Origin of the sequence: Alkalicoccus halolimnae (genome assembly GCF_008014775.2) — a bacterium.
In the GTDB taxonomy this organism is placed as follows: Bacteria; Bacillota; Bacilli; order Bacillales; family Salisediminibacteriaceae; genus Alkalicoccus; species Alkalicoccus halolimnae.
In genome coordinates this window covers 3,320,698-3,339,509 of the sequence record NZ_CP144914.1, presented here as the reverse complement: position 1 = coordinate 3,339,509, position 18,812 = coordinate 3,320,698, and the positions used below count along the sequence as shown (strand labels likewise).

Genomic DNA, 18,812 nt, shown 5'->3' with positions numbered 1-18,812 from the left:
TCATGATTTTATTGACCGGGTCTACGGGGTTTTTAGGAGAATTTGTTTTAGATGAGCTGCTTAAACAGGGTCATGAGGTTACTTGTTTTGTAAGGAAGACGAGCAATCTTGAACATATAAAGAAGCGGAATGTGAAATACGTCTATGGGGAGCTGGAGGATTACCAATCCATTTGTGAGGCGTTGAAAGGTAAAGAAGCGCTCATAAATATTGCTTCCCTTGGTTTTGGCCATGCTCCTAACATTGTTGGTGCATGCGAAGAGATGGGTGTGAAGCGGGCCATTTTTGTCAGTACGACCGGTATATTTACTAAATTAAATCCTGATAGTAAAGGAATTAGATTAGAAGCTGAAAGAATAATTAAAGAAAGTAAGTTAGATTATACTATCATCAGGCCTACGATGATCTACGGGACACCTAACGACCGCAATATGTGGAGGTTGGTGAAATACCTAAAGAAAGTAAGGGTCATTCCGGTATTGGGTGATGGAACTTATTTGCAGCAACCGGTCCATGTAAGAGACCTGGCTTATGCTATCGTAAAAGCTTATAAGCGTCCTCTAAGCGTGGGCAAAGCTTATAACGTCTCCGGCGCGGAGGCACTTACATTCAATGAAGTTATTGATCGCACTGCCGAAGCTTTAGGAAAAAGAGTGATTAAAATACATATACCAATGAAGGTGAGTTACGGTCTGCTCAGAGCTTATGAAAAGGTATCAAAAAATCCTAAATTAAAGGCAGAGCAGGTATTAAGACTAAATGAAAATAAAGATTTTTCCCATGAAGAAGCTAAGCAGGATCTTAATTATCATCCACTCAGCTTTGAAGAAGGCATCAAGCAGGAAATTAAAAATTAATGAAGGAGAAGTTGTTGTTATGATTAATATAATTGGACTCGGTTACATCGGTTTGCCCACAGCCTTAATGCTTGCTAAAAATGGAGTGGAGGTAGTAGGTACAGATGTTAACAATGACCTGGTGAACTCTTTGAAAGAAGGCAAGCTTACTTTTGAAGAAGATGGCTTAGAAGAGCTTTTTAAAGAAGCTCTATCGAATAAAATTACATTTACCACGGATTATCAGAAAACAGACATGTATATTCTGGCAGTTCCGACTCCCTTTACTAATGCAACGAAGAAATTGGATCCGAAATTTGTTATCTCAGCAGTGAACAATGTTCTTGAGGTATGTGAAAAAGGAACCACAATAATTATTGAATCTACGATATCTCCTGGTTCTGTAGATAAATTTATCCGTCCTGAAATTGAAAAAAGGGGATTCGTAATCGGATCAGATGTCCATTTAGTTCACGCTCCTGAAAGAATAACCCCGGGAAATATGATATACGAACTGGAGCACAATTCGAGAACTATTGGTGCAGATGATCGGGAAATAAGTGATAAAGTCAAAGATATATATGCAAGATTTTGTAAGTCGGAAATCGTATTGACAGATATAAGGTCGGCAGAAATGTCGAAAGTTATAGAGAATACATATCGAGATGTTAACATTGCTTTTGCAAATGAATTGGCTAAAATATGCCGGACGGATGATATGGATGTCCATGAAATAACGAGAATTGCAAACAAGCATCCGCGCGTTAATATTCTGCATCCCGGTCCTGGTGTTGGCGGTCATTGCATATCAGTAGATCCATGGTTCTTAGTTGGAGACTACCCCGATTTAACCAACCTTATTTTAACCGCCCGAAAAATCAACGATTCTATGCCTAGACATGTACTGGGAAGGATCAGAGATATTATGAGAGAACATAATATTAAAGATATTTCTAAGGTGGGTTTATATGGGCTGTCCTATAAAGAAAATGTTGATGACACGAGAGAAAGCCCAACTCTTCAATTATTAGAAAGAATGGATGAACATTTAGCTTTCGGAGTTAAAGTATTTGATCCACATGTAAAAAGTAGAATGGTTGATCACCAATTTATAAATTTTGAGGACTTTATCAACGAAGTAGAGATAGTGGTGGTTATGGTAGGGCATGATCATATTAAAAATAATATGGACCTCATAAAAGACATGTTAGTTCTTGATACGAAAAATATATGTTCAATTGAAGGATTTTATAAATTATAGAATTATATAGTTTATTAAATTAAAGAAAAAGTAATATTAATTTTCAGGGCGAAACTAGAAGCAATTAAAATGTGTACTCTAATAAGTAAAATATATAAATAGTTTTTTATTGTTAATTGACTAGTGTAAATCCCTTTAAAATTAATAAATATAATCATATAGATATTTAATAGAAAAATACGATACAAAGCAATAGTAGTTAAAAAATTAGTAATTAGGAGCATAAATTGATGAAGACTGTGTCGTTAATATACACATATGGATTAAAAAATAGTGGAGATATGGCAATTAACTTAGGCGCCTTTGATCTACTACTAGATTTAGGTGTTCGAATAAAGGCTTTCTCTAAATCTGATGAAACTGATATAGAGTATCAAAAAAGCAAACATTATATTAATGAATATTATCCCACTGTTCAATTGTTTGGAGGACCTTTTAAATATAATAGAGATGAAGGCAAACTTAAGTCTATCTCGAATCATTTTAATGGCTATATAAAAACTGTTGGTCTAAATGAAGATCAGAAATTTATCCAATTACTAACTTCCTCAGACTTTATTATTTTTAATGGAGGTAACTTGCTTAGGTCGGAATCTTTAATAGATTATGCAAGGCTCAGAGCATTGATGTACCCTTTAAAAAAAGCTTATGAAAAAAAAGTCCCATATATAATGTTGCCTCACTCTGCTTCTGTAATTAATAAAAGAGGAAAAAAACTTTTAAGTAGTAATTTAAATGAGGCAAAGCAAATTTTTACTAGAGAAGATAAGAGCTACCAATATTTAAGTGAAATGTTTCCTGAATCAAAAATAGAAGAGTCTATAGATCTAGCTTTTTTTATAAAAGATAATGATAAAGCAAAACAAGAGTTTCAAAAAAAATATAATGATACCTTTAATAAGACATCCTCTAAAATTGCTTTTACATTGAGAACCCAAGTTGTAGGCGATTTAGGAGAACTTAGTACAAGTAAAAAAAATGAGATATTAGATGTAATTAGAAAAACGTTAGAGCATTATATAAGTAAAAGTAATTATGAAGTGATTTTAATTGTCCAAACAAGGAAGGATATAAATGTTACTCAGCAAATCTATAATGAGTATAAAAGCACGGGGAGAATAACTTTCATAGAAGAATATGATACACTTGTTTTAAGAGAAATTTACAGAAATTGCAATCTTTTAATTGGCATGCGACTTCACTCTATAATACTTGCATTATCAACAAACACACCTTCTATTGGTTATTTTGAAAAGCAATGGGGTTTTAAGAATCCTGGACTAATGGAAAAATTTGAACTTCCTTATAAATTGGTTGAGGATAAAGCTACGGATTTAATAGAAGAAAGTAGTGAAGTACTTGATAATATATCTACACATAAAATTAAAATTATGGACACTATAGAAAAAGAAGAGGTTAAAATTAAAACAAGGCTAAAGTCATTATTCATAGAGAAATCAGAAATCATGAAAAATTATTAATTTGATTAAACTCTAATTATTAAATGTATTATAATAGAATAACTATTATAAGTATAAAAAATACTGTTAATTTATAGATCTAATATAAAGCTATTCGAAAATAGATTTGCAGAAGTTAAGTAATTAATTTTTATTTTAAAATGGCTTATGATTTCAATTAAAGTGGTGTCATTAATCATATATCAAAACAGTGTATTAATATTCGAAAGGCGGTTAAGAATGAACCATTTTCTTATTATCACCTCTGTATACCCATCAAAATTAACTCCTCACAGAGGAACCTTTGTCCAGGAAATAATCCGCGCTTTTTCTGAAAATGGAATAAAATGTACAGTTATAAGTCCTATTTCAGTACTGAATTATAAAAAAGCATTATATGAGCCAAGGGTGTTTAAGGATTACTATGTTAATAATAATCCAATAACAGTTATATCTCCCAAATATGTCTCATTCTCTAATAAAAAATTGTTCAATATAGATACAAATAGTTTTACAAGAAGTTCTTATAGAAAAGCGGTGTTTCGAGGTTTGAGTCTTTTGGATGAAAAGCCGACAATTGTATATTCACATTTTTTATATCCTAGTGGTTATATTGGAGTAGAGATAGGGGAGAAATTGGAGGTGCCCGCTTTCATAGCGACGGGAGAATCAAACTTTAGTACACTAAAAAAAAGTGTTGGAATAAATGAGGCAATTGAGGATTTTCAAAATGTAAAAGGTATTATTTCAGTATCAGAAAGTAATAAAAGGTTTTGCAATGAAAAGTTACAGATCCCTCTTAATAATATTAAGACGTTTCCAAATGGTATTGATTCCACAAAATTTAAACCACATAATAAAAATGAAATGAGGAAAAAGTATAATTTACCCCCTAATAAAACAATTATCTCTTTTGTAGGTCACTTTATTAATAGGAAGGGGCCTAATAGAATATTAGATGCCCTACAAGATAATAAAGAAATAGGAATTGTATTTATTGGTCAAGGGCCATTAGAATTAGAAGGAGAAAATGTACTTTTTAAAGGGATAGTTGATCATGCTGAAATTGCAGAGGTTCTGTCTGCAACAGATGTATTTGTACTACCCACTTTAGCTGAAGGTTGCTGTAATTCAATTATTGAAGCAATGGCTTGTGGTTTGCCAATAATATCTTCTGAAGAAAGTTTTAATAATGATATATTAAATGAAGATGTATCAATTCGAATTAACTCTAATGATTCTTCACAAATAAGAGATGCCGTTTTAACTTTACATGAAAATCGAAAACTGAGAGAAAGAATGTCAAATAATGCACTTTTGCATAGCAAAAAGTTTGACATAAAAGAGAGAGCGGACAACATATTAAAATGGATAGAAACATTAGTATAAGAATTCATATGTAATATACTTTTTATTTAGTTAGTCAATTCATATAAGGAAAATTTTATACCTACTACATTTAAAATTTGATTGGTTGCAGAATCTAATGGGTGAATAAATATTGAAATTAAAAAAGTTGGTGATTTCACGGTGAATAAAGTATTATTTTTAAGTGCTTTCATACCTCATTATAGAGAAGAATTAATAAAACAACTTTCTAAAGATTGTAGTTTAACTGTCACCAGTTTAGACCTTGAAAAGTTAAATCTTATTTCTTTAAAAGAAAATCAAAACAATTCATATAAATTAATAAATACAAAATCAATTAAAATTGTTGAAAAATTTTTTAAAATAAGTATTGTACCTAAAGAAATTAACTTGGCATCAAAAAATCAATGGGACACTATATTTGCATTTTATAGTTTGAGATATCCCCATAGGTTGATTATATTTTTATGGTATAAATTATTTTCAAGAAAAACAAATTGGATATGGGTAGGGCATATTTACGGAAATAACACTAATTTTTTAGTTAAATTTCTAAGGAAAGTATTTCTTAATAGCAGTGATGGAGTATTAACATATACTACAGAATATGTAGAAAAGCTTAAAAAAGATGGAATTAATGTTGATATCCAATCTTTTAATAATACGTCGGTAAAGTTAGAAGATATAAAAATTTTACCTTTGAAAAATATCAATAATAAGATGATTAACATTTTATTTGTCGGTAGATATCAGAAGAGAAAGAAAATAGAAAGATTGATTTATTTAGCTAAACGAAGAGAGGATGTCAATCTAAGGTTGATAGGGCCTGGAATGGAAACATTGCAAAAAAAAGTAAGAGAAAACAACCTCCTAAATAGAGTATCTATCTATGGAGCGAAAACTGGGGAAGAATTAGAGCATCATTTTAAGTGGTCGCATATTGTTGCAAATCCTGGACATGTAGGTTTGTTAGTAGTTACGGCTGGACAATATGGTAGGCCAATAATTATTGACAATCAAAGTAGCCATGCACCGGAATATGTTATTGCAGAAAAAACTGAACAATTTTTTATTGACTGGGGAAATGATAAAGAAGTAGATAAGACAATTAATTTCTTTAAAAGTTCCCCTTCTACTATTGTTAGTAAAGGAAAACAATTATCTGATTTAATAAAAAAAGAATATACTGTTGAGAACAGCGTAAAGTCATTCACATCATTTCTAAAAAACAGGTGATCAAAAAGTTAAATTAATCAATTGTAAAAAATTCTGGCAGCAAATAAGAGAATTTCTATATATGGTTGGAAATAACAAAGGGGTAAAATAATGAAAAGAATTCTAACAGTTTTAATAGGAGTTTACCTGTTTTTAATACCATGGGATGGTTTTTTCTTATTGGAATTAAATTTCCCGATTTCTCCCTCATTCTTATTTCTCGGTTTATCAATTCTAATTCATTTCGTACTTATTTGTAGTGACTCTTCTCCAAAGCTTAAAGCACCGAAGTTTTTAATTCCTCTTTTTATTTTACTGATATATGCAACTTTTACTCTTATATGGACTACGGATATAAATGGAGGATTAATTGAAGTCATTACAATTTGGAGCTACTTTTTAACAATTATACATATTTATACCTTGATAAATTCACGTAATATATATGTTATTTATTTACTATGGTATTATATTTTTGGTGCATTAACTATAGGTATATACTCAATAATCAGAAATGGATTATTAATTGATCGGTTTACTATTATAGGAGGATTAAACCCTTCTTGGTACGCTGCTTTTTTAACTTGGGCAATTGTAGCTTGTTATGTGGTATATAATAAATCGAAAACCCCAGGTAAAATCACAGCTGTACTTTCCGCGGGCACTATGATATTTATATTAATTCTAACCCAAGGAAGAACCTCTATTTTGGCATTAAGTGTTTCTTTAATAATAACAATAATTATTTATTTTATAACAGAGATTACAGTGAATAGAACAATTAACTTTAAACGGCTGAACTCTATGCATATAAAAAAACTATTAATCACTACTTCTATAATATCTATAATTGGGTGGGGAATATCAGTTGTTATAGTAGAAACAGGAGCTTCTGAAAGGCTAAACAGAATTGCAGAAATTTCAGAGCTAGTATCCGGAGATCGCGATGATGCCACAGCAGGTAGAACAATTATATGGGAAAGATATACAGATATTTTAGCTTCTACAGCAGCCGTTGGAGGAGGAGTTAACTCATCAAGTGATATTTATACAAAATATTATGGTATAGAAAATTCTCCGCATAATATTTATATAAGTATACTAGTAGAATATGGAGTTTTAGGTTTATTATTGTGGGGGACTTTAATTTTATTAATTATGAAAAGTGCCTTTCAAAATAATGAAATGAAATTTCCTCTAATTTGGTTTGCATTCATATTCACATTTTTAGGTATTGGCAACGATATTTTATATTATAAGTATTGGTGGATAGGGTTATTAATTTTTGTGATAATTAAAAATTTAGATAAAATTCCTATAAAAAAGTAGAAGGTAACACAGTATAAATATTTAGTGGATGTATATTAAGGGTTTAATTTAAAGGGACTAACAATTAAGCATTTTTCATTCTTACATAAATTATCATTTGCCTATAGACATAAAATTTTATAAATTTTCTAGTTCAAGTTAGGGTTACTTACTTATTAAAGTAAAGAAACTTAAATTTGGAATTAAATTAAATGAATAGGAGCTATAAATGATAAATAAAATTATATTGATTACAGGTAAAAAATTGTCAGTGATTGATTATGAGAAATATGGACTGTATAGTTTTTATAATCAAGGTTTAAATGTTGAAATTTTAGATGTAAGTGCAATAATGAATCCGATAAATTATAAAAAAGATATTTCTAATCACGCTAAAATTTTTAGGTATATCAATATCGAAAAAAAACATGAACTTATTGAATATATCGAAAAATTGAATAAAGAAAGTATTATATGCTGCTCGAGTAGCTTTCCATTCACTTTTAAAACCATACAATTTTATAGATTAATAAGTAAAAAGAAAATACCTTATTTTTATATAAGTAATAACTATGTACCTCAGAAAAATTTAGAAAATACCGCTCTTAAAATAAAAGCGAAGAAAATAGTTAAAAAAATACTATTCAAAACTTATGTTTCTCCAGCAAACTTTATTGCTGTTGGAGGGGCAACACAACATAAATATATTGATATAATCGATAAAAATAAAACATCTGTTTTATTTTTACATTCTTATGATTTTGAAAAATATTTACATTCGAGTTCGGACACTAGACCAAATATAAGGTTTAAAAGTAGTAAATATGCAGTTTTTTTAGATCAAAATTTACCAGGGCATCGAGACTTAATATTGAATGGATCCGCTATAAGCAGCGAAAATTATTATGAAGAAGTAAATAGTTTTTTTGATTATTTGGAAGAGAATTTAAACATAAAAGTAGTAATTGCCGGTCATCCTCGATCTAAGAATATGTCTAGTAACTTTGGTGGTCGAAATATCTATTTCGATGAAACTGTTGAACTTGTTAAGAATAGTGAGTTTGTCTTATCACATTACAGTACCGCTATTAATTATGCTGTTCTTTTTCGTAAACCTGCTTTATTTATAGCAACTAAAGAGATTATAGATAATAAAAAGATGATGGACACTGTATCATCTATGGCTTCTCTATTAGGAAAAAAACCAATCATATTAAATGAAATGAAAAGTAATTTTAAGAGCCAAGAACAATTGTTAGAAATTAATGAAAAATTGTATCTGCAATATGAGAAATTATATATTGTGCATCCTCAAAAAAGGTTATTTTATGCCTCGATGTGGTGTGAAATTCATGACCACATTAAAGAAATTACTAAGTGAATTCAAATCTTGGTAATTATTGAATAAAACTATATACCATTGCTAAAAAAACTAGATTTATATTCAAAGTTAACTATATAGTTTAAAGAATGGTATTGAATAATCAAAAAATACCAGTAATTATAATGGTACTAATTAAATTATACTGTTGCATAAGGTAATTACAAAAAAATGGAGGTTGGAATGAATATGATTAAGAAAATTTTAGTAACTGGAGCTGATGGTTTTATAGGCTCTCATTTAACTGAGGAATTGGTTCGACAAGGATATGATGTAAAAGCTTTTGTTTATTATAATTCCTTTAACTCTTGGGGCTGGTTAGATAATGCCCCTGAAGATATTATTGACAAAATAGAAGTTTTTTCTGGTGATGTTCGAGATCCTTTTGGTGTAAAAGAAGCTATGAAAGGTTGCGATACCGTATACCATCTGGCAGCTCTAATTGCTATTCCTTATTCCTATCACTCACCTGCGACGTATGTAGATACTAATATCAATGGAACGTTAAACGTTGTTCAAGCTGCAAGAGAATTAGGAGTTTCCAAAGTTGTTCACACATCAACGAGCGAAGTATATGGTACGGCTCAATATGTTCCTATTGATGAAGGGCATCCACTTCAAGGACAGTCGCCTTATTCAGCATCGAAAATTGGGGCTGATCAAATAGCGATGTCTTATTACTTGTCATTCGATACCCCCATTGCAACTATCAGACCTTTTAATACATATGGGCCTAGACAGTCTGCAAGGGCAGTCATTCCTACAATTATTAGCCAGCTTGCAAGTAATAAAAAAGATATTAAATTGGGAGCTCTTTACCCGACAAGAGACTTTAATTACGTGAAAGATACTGTAGATGGCTTCATAGCAATTGGAGAATCTGAAAAGTCTGTTGGAGAAGTAATTAATATTGGAAGTAATTACGAAATTTCTATTAAGGAAACTGCAGAATTGATTGGGGAAGCAATGAATAAAGAAATCAACATAATCACAGATGAAGAAAGATTGAGACCTAGTAAAAGCGAAGTAGAACGTTTATGGGCAGATAACCAAAAAGCAAAAAAAATACTGAACTGGGTGCCTAATTACGGAAATAGAGAAGGATTCAAAAAAGGAATCCGAGAAACAGCAGAGTGGTTTGCTGACCCGGAAAACCTTAAACAATACAAAGCCGATGTGTATAACATATGAGTAAACTGGTACAAGAAACTATTACAGCAATCCGTAAGGTTATATCTGAAGATAGTAACTTCATTCCCCTACATGAGCCTTCTTTTCAAGGTAATGAATGGGAATATGTAAAAGATACAATTGATTCTACATTCGTATCTTCTGTAGGTAAGTACGTTGATCGTTTTGAAAACGATCTTGCTGAATTCACTGGAGTAAAAAGAGCAGTTGCAGTGGTTAATGGAACTGCTGCTTTGCATGTGTCACTTACACTGATTGGCATAAAGAAAGACGACGAAGTACTTATCCCTAGTCTTACATTTATTGCCACTGCCAATGCTGTTAGTTATTGTCAAGCTATCCCTCATTTTGTAGATAGTGAAGAAGAGACTTTGGGAGTCGACCCTTTCAAATTAAAAAATTATTTAGCAGAAATAGCTATTGTGAAAAATAATGAATGCTTTAACAAGAACACAGGGAGACGCATTAAAGCTATCATTCCAATGCATACATTTGGTCACTCTGTTGACATGGATCCTTTAATTGAAGTTTGCCAGCAGTACCATATTGAGCTCATAGAAGATGCAGCTGAATCCTTAGGATCTTATTATAAAGGTCAACATACAGGTTCATTTGGAAAACTTTCGGCCATGAGTTTTAATGGAAATAAGATTATGACCACAGGGGGTGGCGGGGCAATTCTAACGAATGATGATCATTTGGCTGATAGGGCAAAACACATTACGACTACTGCTAAAGTACCGCATAAATGGGAATATTTCCATGATCAAGTGGGTTTCAACTATCGTATGCCAAATATAAATGCGGCACTAGGTTGTGCTCAGTTAGAGAAAGTACCAAACTTTTTAGAGCGAAAACGCAAGTTAGCTCAAAAATATATAACTGCTTTCAAAATAGTTGAAGGGATATCATTCAAAGAAGAAACAGAAAACACTTATTCAAATTACTGGCTAAACGCCTTGATTTTAGATGAGGATCATGAAGCTATTCGTGATGAGCTTCTACAAATAAGTAACGACAGTAACTTTATGGCTAGACCAGTTTGGACGTTAATGAATCATCTGCCGATGTTTAAAGGTTGTCCTGCAATGGACCTCACTTGTGCAGAAAGTTTAGAGAGGCGAATTATCAATATCCCAAGCAGCGCTAGTTTGGGGGCTCGTTAGATGGAGAAGAGGAAAATTTGTATTGTAACTGGGTCAAGAGCAGAATACGGTTTACTATCCCCTTTAATTAAAAAAGTTCATGGGGATCCCGATCTTGAATTTCAACTGGTGGTGACAGGATCACATTTATCTTATGAACACGGTTTAACGTATAAAGTAATTGAAGAGGATGGGTATGTGATTAATGAAAAAGTAGAAATGCTTCTATCAAGTGACACTTCTACAGCTATCTCTAAATCAATAGGAATAGGAACAATTGGTTTTTCTGAGGTGCTCAATCGATTACAACCGGACGTCATTGTACTATTAGGAGATCGTTATGAGCTTTTATCTATAGCTTCTGTTGCGCTAGTTCAAAAAATTCCCATTGCTCATATTCATGGGGGCGAAACAACTTTAGGTGCTTATGATGATGCTATTAGACATGCTATTACTAAAATGGCAACAATTCATTTCCCTTCTAGTGACCTTCATAAAGAACGAATTATTCAAATGGGTGAAAATCCGGAAAGTGTGTTTGTTGTTGGTGCCGCTGGTATTGACAATATAAAGAATATGGATTTATTAAATAAAGAGGACTTGGCTGTTGAATTAGGGATTAATTGGAGTGATCAAGTATTTGTCGTAGCGTATCATCCTGAGACGATGAAAAAAGACCCTGCATCCTCTATTGTCGAATTATTAAATGCCTTTGATGATTATGAAAATACGACTATCATATTCACAAAAGCAAATAGCGACGAAAACGGCAGAAAAATTAATCAAGCAATATCCAATTTTGTTAATGAATCACCAGACAATAGATATCTATTTGATTCGTTAGGCCAACTCAGATATTTGTCTGTACTAAAAGAGGCTGACGTAGTGCTCGGCAACTCATCAAGTGCACTATTAGAGGCTCCTTATTTAAGTACAGCTAGTGTTAATATTGGTGAACGACAGAAGGGAAGACAGCGTCCCCCTTCTGTAATTGATTCTCAAGACGACAGCGAATCTATCAAAGGAGCCATATCTGATGCACTTCTATTTGACTTTGCAGAATCGAACGTAGAAATATTTGGTGACGGGACAAGCGCTGTGAAAATGTGGGAAGTATTAAAGGATAACCCATTGATAATAAATCAACCTTTTTATGAATATAAAGGAGGGCTCTCCTAATGAGGAAAAAACAGTCACTTATTATAGCTGAAGCTGGCGTCAACCACAATGGTTCTATGGAGCTGGCGTATCAATTAATCGATGCTGCCTGTGAAGCTGGGGCTGATGTAGTGAAATTTCAAACTTACAAAACTGAAAAATTGGTGACTAGAGAAGCTGACCAGGCTAATTATCAAAGAATAAACAGCAAGGAATTCAGAAGTCAATATGACATGTTGAAAAGTCTTGAACTGAGTTATGACCAATTTATTGAGCTAAATAAATATTGTCAAATACAGGGTATTGAATTCATGTCTACAGCTTTTGACCATGACAGCATTGATTTTTTATTAGACGAGATTAAACAATCAACATTCAAGATATCCTCCGGAGATTTAACGAATGCACCTCTTTTATTATATCTAGCTTCAAAAAAGGTAAATATTATCCTTTCTACAGGTATGGCTACTATGGAAGAGATTCATATTGCTCTAAGTTTCATTGCATATGGGTTGTCTGGACAAAAAGATATGAGTAGAGATAAAGTAGAAAGTTATTACCATACAAAGCAAGCTAAAGCTATACTAAATGAATATTGTACAGTTTTACATTGTACAACAGAGTATCCTACGGCAATTACAAATGTTAATTTAAATACAATAGATTACCTAAAAGAAAAATTACTATTACCTGTGGGATTTTCAGATCATACAGAAGGGATAATATTTCCAATTGTTGCTGCTGGAAAAAATGTTTCAGTGATTGAAAAACACTTTACTTTGGATAAAAACATGACTGGACCTGATCATAAAGCATCGTTAGACCCTAGTGAACTAAAAGAAATGGTTACGAATATAAGATTAATAGAAAAAGGTTTAGGTAAAAAAGAGAAAATAGTATCTTCTTCTGAATATGAAAATCGTAAAGTTGCAAGAAAAAGCATTATCACATCTAAAGCAATACAGAAGGGTGAGAACTTCGATGATTCTAATATAGATGTTAGGCGACCGGGAGAAGGAATTTCTCCTTTTGATTATTGGGATATAATTGGTCAAAAAGCAAGTAGAAATTATCGGAAAGATGAGTTAATAAGATGAAGAAACCAGTTGTACTCTTAGGCTTAGGTGGTCATGCTAAAGTTTTAATTGATGTATTGGAATTAGGTAATTATGAAATAAAAGGTTACGCAGCACCTTCTGAGCAAAAAAGTCCTTACACGATTCCTTATTTGGGAAAAGATGAGGTTTTGGGCCATTACGATAAAACAGAATTCATGTTAATTAATACTCTGGGATCTACGTCGAATTTAGAATTGAGAAAACAACTCTTTAATAATTTTAAATCGCAAGGATATTTATTTGCTACATTAATTCACCCAAAAGCTTATGTTTCAAATCGGGCCATTATCGGCGAAGGGGTGCAGCTTATGGCTGGTGCCATTGTGCAGCCTTTTGCTGTTATAGGCGACAATTCAATAATCAATTCGAATGCTGTGGTGGAGCACGACTCTTTAATAAGTAGCAATTGTCATATTGCACCAGGAGTAACAATATCAGGTGGTGTGAAAGTTGGAGAGTGCACACACATCGGTACAGGAGCTTCAGTTATACAAGATATACAGATAGAAGATAATGTAGTCGTAGGTGCTGGAGCCGTAGTTATTAAAAATGTCTCAAAGAATAAAAAAATGATAGGGGTGCCAGCCAAGGAGGTCAAAAAATGAAAAAGTGGGAGCAAGTTTTAGCAAAACCAGATCAATCAATATATGATGTAATGAATATAATCGATCGAAGCGCTGCACAGATTGCATTGGTAGTAGATGATGAAAATAAGTTATTGGGGACAGTAACCGATGGGGACATAAGAAGAGGACTACTAAGCAAAATAGCAATGGATTCTTCAATAAGAGAAGTAATGAATAAATCTCCTAAGACTATCACTAAAAATACGAAGGAAAGTCAAATATATAAAATGCTCGTTAATGAAGGCTTGAAAATCCTTCCTATAATAAATGAAAATAATGCATTAATTGATGTGAAGACAATAGAAGACATACATCCTGTGGTAGAGCGGAGTAATTCTGTAGTCCTTATGGCTGGTGGACTAGGGACTAGGTTAATGCCACTTACAGAAAATACACCAAAGCCTTTACTAAAAGTTGGCGACAAGCCAATTCTGGAAATCATTATTGAAAACTTTATATCTCATAATTTCACTAATTTCTATATATCGGTAAATTATCACGCGGAACAAATAAAAAATTACTTTGGAGATGGTAGGGAGTGGGGATGTAATATTCAGTATATTGAAGAGTCAAAAAGGCTTGGAACTGCTGGAGGTTTATCCTTGATACCTAAAATACACAGTGAGTCTATGATTATTATGAATGGAGATCTTTTAACAAAAGCAAATTTCAGTAAGTTAATTGACTTTCATGAAGAGCACGAAGCTACCGCAACAATGTGTGTGCGAGAATATCATGAAACAATTCCTTATGGTGTTATTCAATCTAAAAACCATAAGTTTTTAGGAGTAGAAGAAAAACCTACTTTCAGATATTTAGTAAATGCAGGAGTTTATGTCTTGAGTCCCAAGGCAATACAGTATATTCCAGACAATGAATTTTACGATATGCCAACCTTGTTTGAAAAATTAAATGAAAAACAAAAGGAAACTTGTGTTTTTCCAATTCACGAATATTGGCTGGATATTGGTCAGTTAAAGGATTATGAAAAAGCTAATGTAGAATTTTATGAGGTGTTTGAATGATAGGTACTAAAAAAATACTAGCTATTATACCGGCTCGGGGTAAATCAAAAGGTATTCCACGAAAAAATATCAAACCAATTGCAGGTAAGCCGCTGATTGCATGGACTATTGAAGAGGCAAATAAATCAAAATATATTGACCGTTTAGTTGTATCAACAGAAGACGAAGAAATTGCGTTAATTTCTGAGAAATTTGGTGGAGAAGTTCCTTTTTTTCGCCCAGATTACCTATCTAAAGACACGACACCAGGAATAGAACCTGTTCTTCATGCGGTCGATGAATTACCTGGATTTGATTACGTTATGATGTTGCAACCAACCTCTCCTTTAAGAACAGTTGAGGATGTGGATGGTATTATAGAGTGGATGCATCAAAAAAAATATGACTCTGTAGTATCTGTCTGCCTATCTGATAAAACTCCGTCTTGGATGTTTCAACTAACAAATGAAAACAATCTAGAATCGATTATACAAGAGGAAGTTATTGTTAGGCGGCAAGAAAGCAAAGAAACTTATGCATTAAACGGTGCGTTATATCTAATTAGCTTAAAAGAACTAAATAATTATAGAAGTTTTTTTACAAAGAATACCAAGGGATATGTTATGCCCAAAAAACGGTCTTTTGATATAGACGATCTAGTCGACTTTGAAATTTGTGAAAACATTCTTGAAAAGACAACACAGAAGAAATAGAGCTATGAAATTAAATCATTTTCTAAATATTAGAAGAAGCAAATTTTTCAAGCATTCTGTCCTCTATACTTTAGGTTCTATGATGACGCCGCTGATCAGTCTAATTCTTTTACCAGTATACACAAATTATCTTTCACCTTCAGAATATGGAACGATGACCACCGTTCAAACTATGGTGGGGATGCTACAGTTATTTTTACTATTAGCCCTCCACGGAGCTATAACGAGATTTTTCTTTGATTTTTTGGAAGATAAAGAAAAACAGAAAGAGTATATCGGGTCTATCTATTTATTTGTTTTTATTTTTTCGTCTTTCGGCTCAATAGTACTTTTCATCTTTAGTGATCAGATTGGGTCACTTATATTTAGTAATATACAGATAAATCCATATATGTTTTATTTAATTGGGCTTTCTTGGGCTACATCTTTATTAGCTTTACCAATGGCTTTATTTAGAGCTCAAGAAAAAGTAGGTATTTTTGTAAGTTTCAATATAATAAAAGCACTTATTATTATGATTTTTACTTCTTATCTAATTATTTGGAGAGGTCTAGGAGCAGAAAGTGCTTTATTTTCTCAGTTTACTATAACAGTTTTGTTTCTTATAGTAGCTTTTATAATCCAAAGGAAAGACTACAAACTTTCATTTAGTCCTACTGCAATAAAAACTAGCCTTATTTTTAGCATGCCATTACTCCCCCATGTAGCAAGTGGATGGATTATAAAATCATCTGATAGAGTGATATTGGAAAAATTTGTTGATTTGAATGAATTAGGCTTTTATGCATTAGCAGCTCAAGTATCAATGGTTTTGACTTTGTTTTATACAAGTATAAATAATGCTGTAGTACCTAGATATACAAAATTGAGAAAACAAGGAAAAAATGAAAGTGCGGATAAATTATTGAAGTATTTTCTATATATAGTAATTGGTTTTGGGATAATATCTATTCCAATTGCTACCCTAGGAGTTTGGATTATAACATCACCTGAATTTTACAGTGCACTGGCACTTATCCCTGTATTAATTGTGGGTCAAATATTAAAAGGTATGTATTTTATTCCAGTGGCGAAATTGTTTTATACTAAAAAAACAAATGCAATTGCCACAAGTAGTACAATAGCAGCGGTGGTTAACATATCTATTAATTTAATTGCTATACCTTACATTGGAGTTTACGGAGCAGTGACTTCAACGATTGTAGGTGAATTTATTAGATTAGCGCTAATTTATAGAGCCAGTAGAATATCTTCTACACAAACAGCCGAATAAAAGAATTAAGCTTGATAGAGAAGCAAGGAAAGTTTATTCTTTTCCAACATTCGCTTGATTACTGTAGTCTTTTGTAACTGCTAAACTACTTTCATTGGTTGGTTACAAGTGGGAACTAGATGTAGTATAGATTATGAGAAGTTTTTATTACGGAAATGGAAATCGATTGTGTACTTCGTATTAATTATGTTAATTATAGTCTCATAGCATTTGTCATCCTCAATGCGGTCTCCTTGATGTTGAGGCTTGTGGAATTATCCGTATTTCTCCTTTATTAGTGAGTATTGCCATAAGGAATGAATGTTGCGGACAGATAAAGACACTTGTGGGGACTTTTGAGCTACTATTTGCGGGTAATAGAGCATATAATGCGGGGACGGAAGCCCTTCCCCTTTTAAGAGAAAGGAAACAGTCGTCGAAGGAAGAGCTGTTTGTGGCAAACTAAAAATGTCATGTTCGGCATCGATTTTATCTTTTTTTGCAATAATAATTTCCTTTCTTTTTAGGAGAAAGAAGAACGGTTGTAACTGCTAAATTAAAGTGGCTCTTACGAACTTTTGGGGAATCATTACAGACCTCTTTTTATCCAGTTTTCGTTCTTTTTTCACAATACTGATTAGGAGAAAGAAGATCGGTATAAGATACGTTTTCGCAACAAATCAAAAGATCCCCGACCATACATCATCGCTTTCTGCACTTTCAGGCGATGGACATGTCCTTCTGCCACCCCGTTGCTCCAAGGGAGCAGGACCGCGTTATGAATCCCTTGTTTATCTTTCTCCATTTCTCCAGCCCGCGGATAAAACGCTGTACGGCAGGAAAAGCGGTATATGCTTCGCACTGAAGGTAAGAATTAAATAGAGAGGCATCTGTCTGGATAAACATTTGTCGAAATCCGATCAAAAAGGTGCATAAATCCTGAATGGGAGGCCACTGGGTTTTCCATGCTTCTTCGATTTCTCCCATCGGTTCGGTGGGATGAGACACGTTCCACAGCTGCTTAAATACTTTCCTTGGTTTAATAAAAGGTTTTGGAGGAGAGAAGTGCTGCCTTTCTTTTGCGATCATCGTATTCAGGGTGGAACGGGATCCTGTATAACCAAATTGTCTACATATCTTTTCGATGTCGTCTGCTTTCTTCCCTTGCTGAATCAGGTCATGAATCTGCGGTCGATATGAATCATAAGGAGAACCTCGTTGATGACTTGGTGGATGTTGGATCGTTAAATAATGATAAATCGTCCCGCGGGAAAGTTGAAAAGCTCGGCTTAATCCCATGATGGACTCTCCGAGCTGCTGTCGTTCTTGCACCTGCTGGATCACTTTCCAACGCTTTGCTTCGTTTTCTTCTCGCACGCGTTCGCTTTTCCTCTTCGAGGAAGGATGCGGAGTTCGGATAGTGATCGGTGGTCCCACTGGTTTTGTCGGGAAGTGGAGATAAATTTCTTCCTTCACTGCTTCAGATAGTCCTTTGAGGATATGCCTGCGGTCTGTTACTTGGATAATCTGTGCAGAGGTTTCCCGAATGGCACGGGCATACGCTCTGGAGCCATCCCTGCTCACTGTCTGAATCGTTGGATGCTTGATCAGCCAAGCTTTTGTTTCTTCCTCCGTGCGCCCAGCAAATAAGTCAATCGGATGATGTGTACGTAAATCTACCACCAGGGTACCGTAACGAAATCTTTTTCGCAGCGCAAAATCATCAATAGCAACGAAAGGGACATTCTTCGATCGGGACTTCCGGAGTAGCACGAA

At 33.2% G+C, this 18,812-nt stretch carries 16 protein-coding genes; 15 read left to right on the top strand and 1 reads right to left on the bottom strand.

The annotated features are described in order from the left end of the window. Positions 1 to 2: 2 nt before the first annotated feature. From FTX54_RS15250 to FTX54_RS15180, 15 genes are all read left to right on the top strand, one after another. A complete protein-coding gene (locus FTX54_RS15250) occupies positions 3 to 857 on the top strand; it encodes an NAD-dependent epimerase/dehydratase family protein (RefSeq protein WP_147802801.1) in 855 nt (284 codons plus the stop codon). Then, on the top strand, positions 760 to 2,097 hold the full coding sequence (locus FTX54_RS15245; protein ID WP_246125561.1) for a nucleotide sugar dehydrogenase: 1,338 nt from the start codon (positions 760 to 762) through the stop codon (positions 2,095 to 2,097). The genes FTX54_RS15250 and FTX54_RS15245 overlap by 98 nt, the downstream gene beginning before the upstream one ends. Before the next feature lie 230 nt (positions 2,098 to 2,327). Continuing rightward, complete coding sequence (locus tag FTX54_RS15240) at positions 2,328 to 3,578, top strand: polysaccharide pyruvyl transferase family protein (RefSeq protein WP_147802802.1); 1,251 nt, start codon at positions 2,328 to 2,330, stop codon at positions 3,576 to 3,578. 219 nt (positions 3,579 to 3,797) lie between these two features. After that, positions 3,798 to 4,946 carry a glycosyltransferase family 4 protein gene (locus FTX54_RS15235; RefSeq protein ID WP_187254467.1) on the top strand — a complete coding sequence of 383 codons (1,149 nt, stop codon included), beginning with the start codon at positions 3,798 to 3,800 and terminating at the stop codon, positions 4,944 to 4,946. 141 nt (positions 4,947 to 5,087) lie between these two features. Then, positions 5,088 to 6,161: a glycosyltransferase gene (locus FTX54_RS15230; protein WP_147802804.1), complete on the top strand. Its 1,074-nt coding sequence runs from the start codon at positions 5,088 to 5,090 to the stop codon at positions 6,159 to 6,161. 90 nt (positions 6,162 to 6,251) lie between these two features. After that, positions 6,252 to 7,469 (top strand): O-antigen ligase family protein, encoded by a 1,218-nt coding sequence (locus tag FTX54_RS15225; protein WP_147802805.1) that lies wholly within the window; start codon positions 6,252 to 6,254, stop codon positions 7,467 to 7,469. 208 nt (positions 7,470 to 7,677) lie between these two features. After that, positions 7,678 to 8,829 (top strand): hypothetical protein, encoded by a 1,152-nt coding sequence (locus FTX54_RS15220; RefSeq protein WP_147802806.1) that lies wholly within the window; start codon positions 7,678 to 7,680, stop codon positions 8,827 to 8,829. 183 nt (positions 8,830 to 9,012) lie between these two features. Further along, positions 9,013 to 10,020, top strand: coding sequence for an NAD-dependent 4,6-dehydratase LegB (locus FTX54_RS15215; protein WP_147802807.1), 1,008 nt, complete (start codon positions 9,013 to 9,015; stop codon positions 10,018 to 10,020). Continuing rightward, positions 10,017 to 11,186 (top strand): LegC family aminotransferase, encoded by a 1,170-nt coding sequence (locus tag FTX54_RS15210; protein ID WP_147802808.1) that lies wholly within the window; start codon positions 10,017 to 10,019, stop codon positions 11,184 to 11,186. The genes FTX54_RS15215 and FTX54_RS15210 overlap by 4 nt, the downstream gene beginning before the upstream one ends. Continuing rightward, a complete protein-coding gene (gene neuC, locus FTX54_RS15205) occupies positions 11,187 to 12,344 on the top strand; it encodes a UDP-N-acetylglucosamine 2-epimerase (protein ID WP_147802809.1) in 1,158 nt (385 codons plus the stop codon). Next, the gene (neuB, locus tag FTX54_RS15200) at positions 12,344 to 13,420 is read left to right on the top strand and encodes an N-acetylneuraminate synthase (RefSeq protein ID WP_147802810.1); all 1,077 of its coding nucleotides are present in this window, start codon (positions 12,344 to 12,346) and stop codon (positions 13,418 to 13,420) included. Before neuC ends, neuB begins: the two co-directional genes overlap by 1 nt. Beyond that, complete coding sequence (locus FTX54_RS15195) at positions 13,417 to 14,046, top strand: acetyltransferase (RefSeq protein WP_147802811.1); 630 nt, start codon at positions 13,417 to 13,419, stop codon at positions 14,044 to 14,046. The genes neuB and FTX54_RS15195 overlap by 4 nt, the downstream gene beginning before the upstream one ends. Continuing rightward, positions 14,043 to 15,092: a nucleotidyltransferase family protein gene (locus FTX54_RS15190; protein WP_147802812.1), complete on the top strand. Its 1,050-nt coding sequence runs from the start codon at positions 14,043 to 14,045 to the stop codon at positions 15,090 to 15,092. The genes FTX54_RS15195 and FTX54_RS15190 overlap by 4 nt, the downstream gene beginning before the upstream one ends. Further along, positions 15,089 to 15,784, top strand: coding sequence for a cytidylyltransferase domain-containing protein (locus FTX54_RS15185; RefSeq protein ID WP_147802813.1), 696 nt, complete (start codon positions 15,089 to 15,091; stop codon positions 15,782 to 15,784). Before FTX54_RS15190 ends, FTX54_RS15185 begins: the two co-directional genes overlap by 4 nt. Positions 15,785 to 15,788: 4 nt before the next feature. After that, positions 15,789 to 17,057 carry a lipopolysaccharide biosynthesis protein gene (locus FTX54_RS15180; protein ID WP_147802814.1) on the top strand — a complete coding sequence of 423 codons (1,269 nt, stop codon included), beginning with the start codon at positions 15,789 to 15,791 and terminating at the stop codon, positions 17,055 to 17,057. A 699-nt stretch (positions 17,058 to 17,756) separates the two neighbouring features. Here FTX54_RS15180 and FTX54_RS15175 read toward each other — a convergent pair. Then, the gene (locus tag FTX54_RS15175; protein ID WP_338485042.1) at positions 17,757 to 18,809 is read right to left on the bottom strand and encodes a transposase; all 1,053 of its coding nucleotides are present in this window, start codon (positions 18,807 to 18,809) and stop codon (positions 17,757 to 17,759) included. Positions 18,810 to 18,812 lie beyond the last annotated feature (3 nt).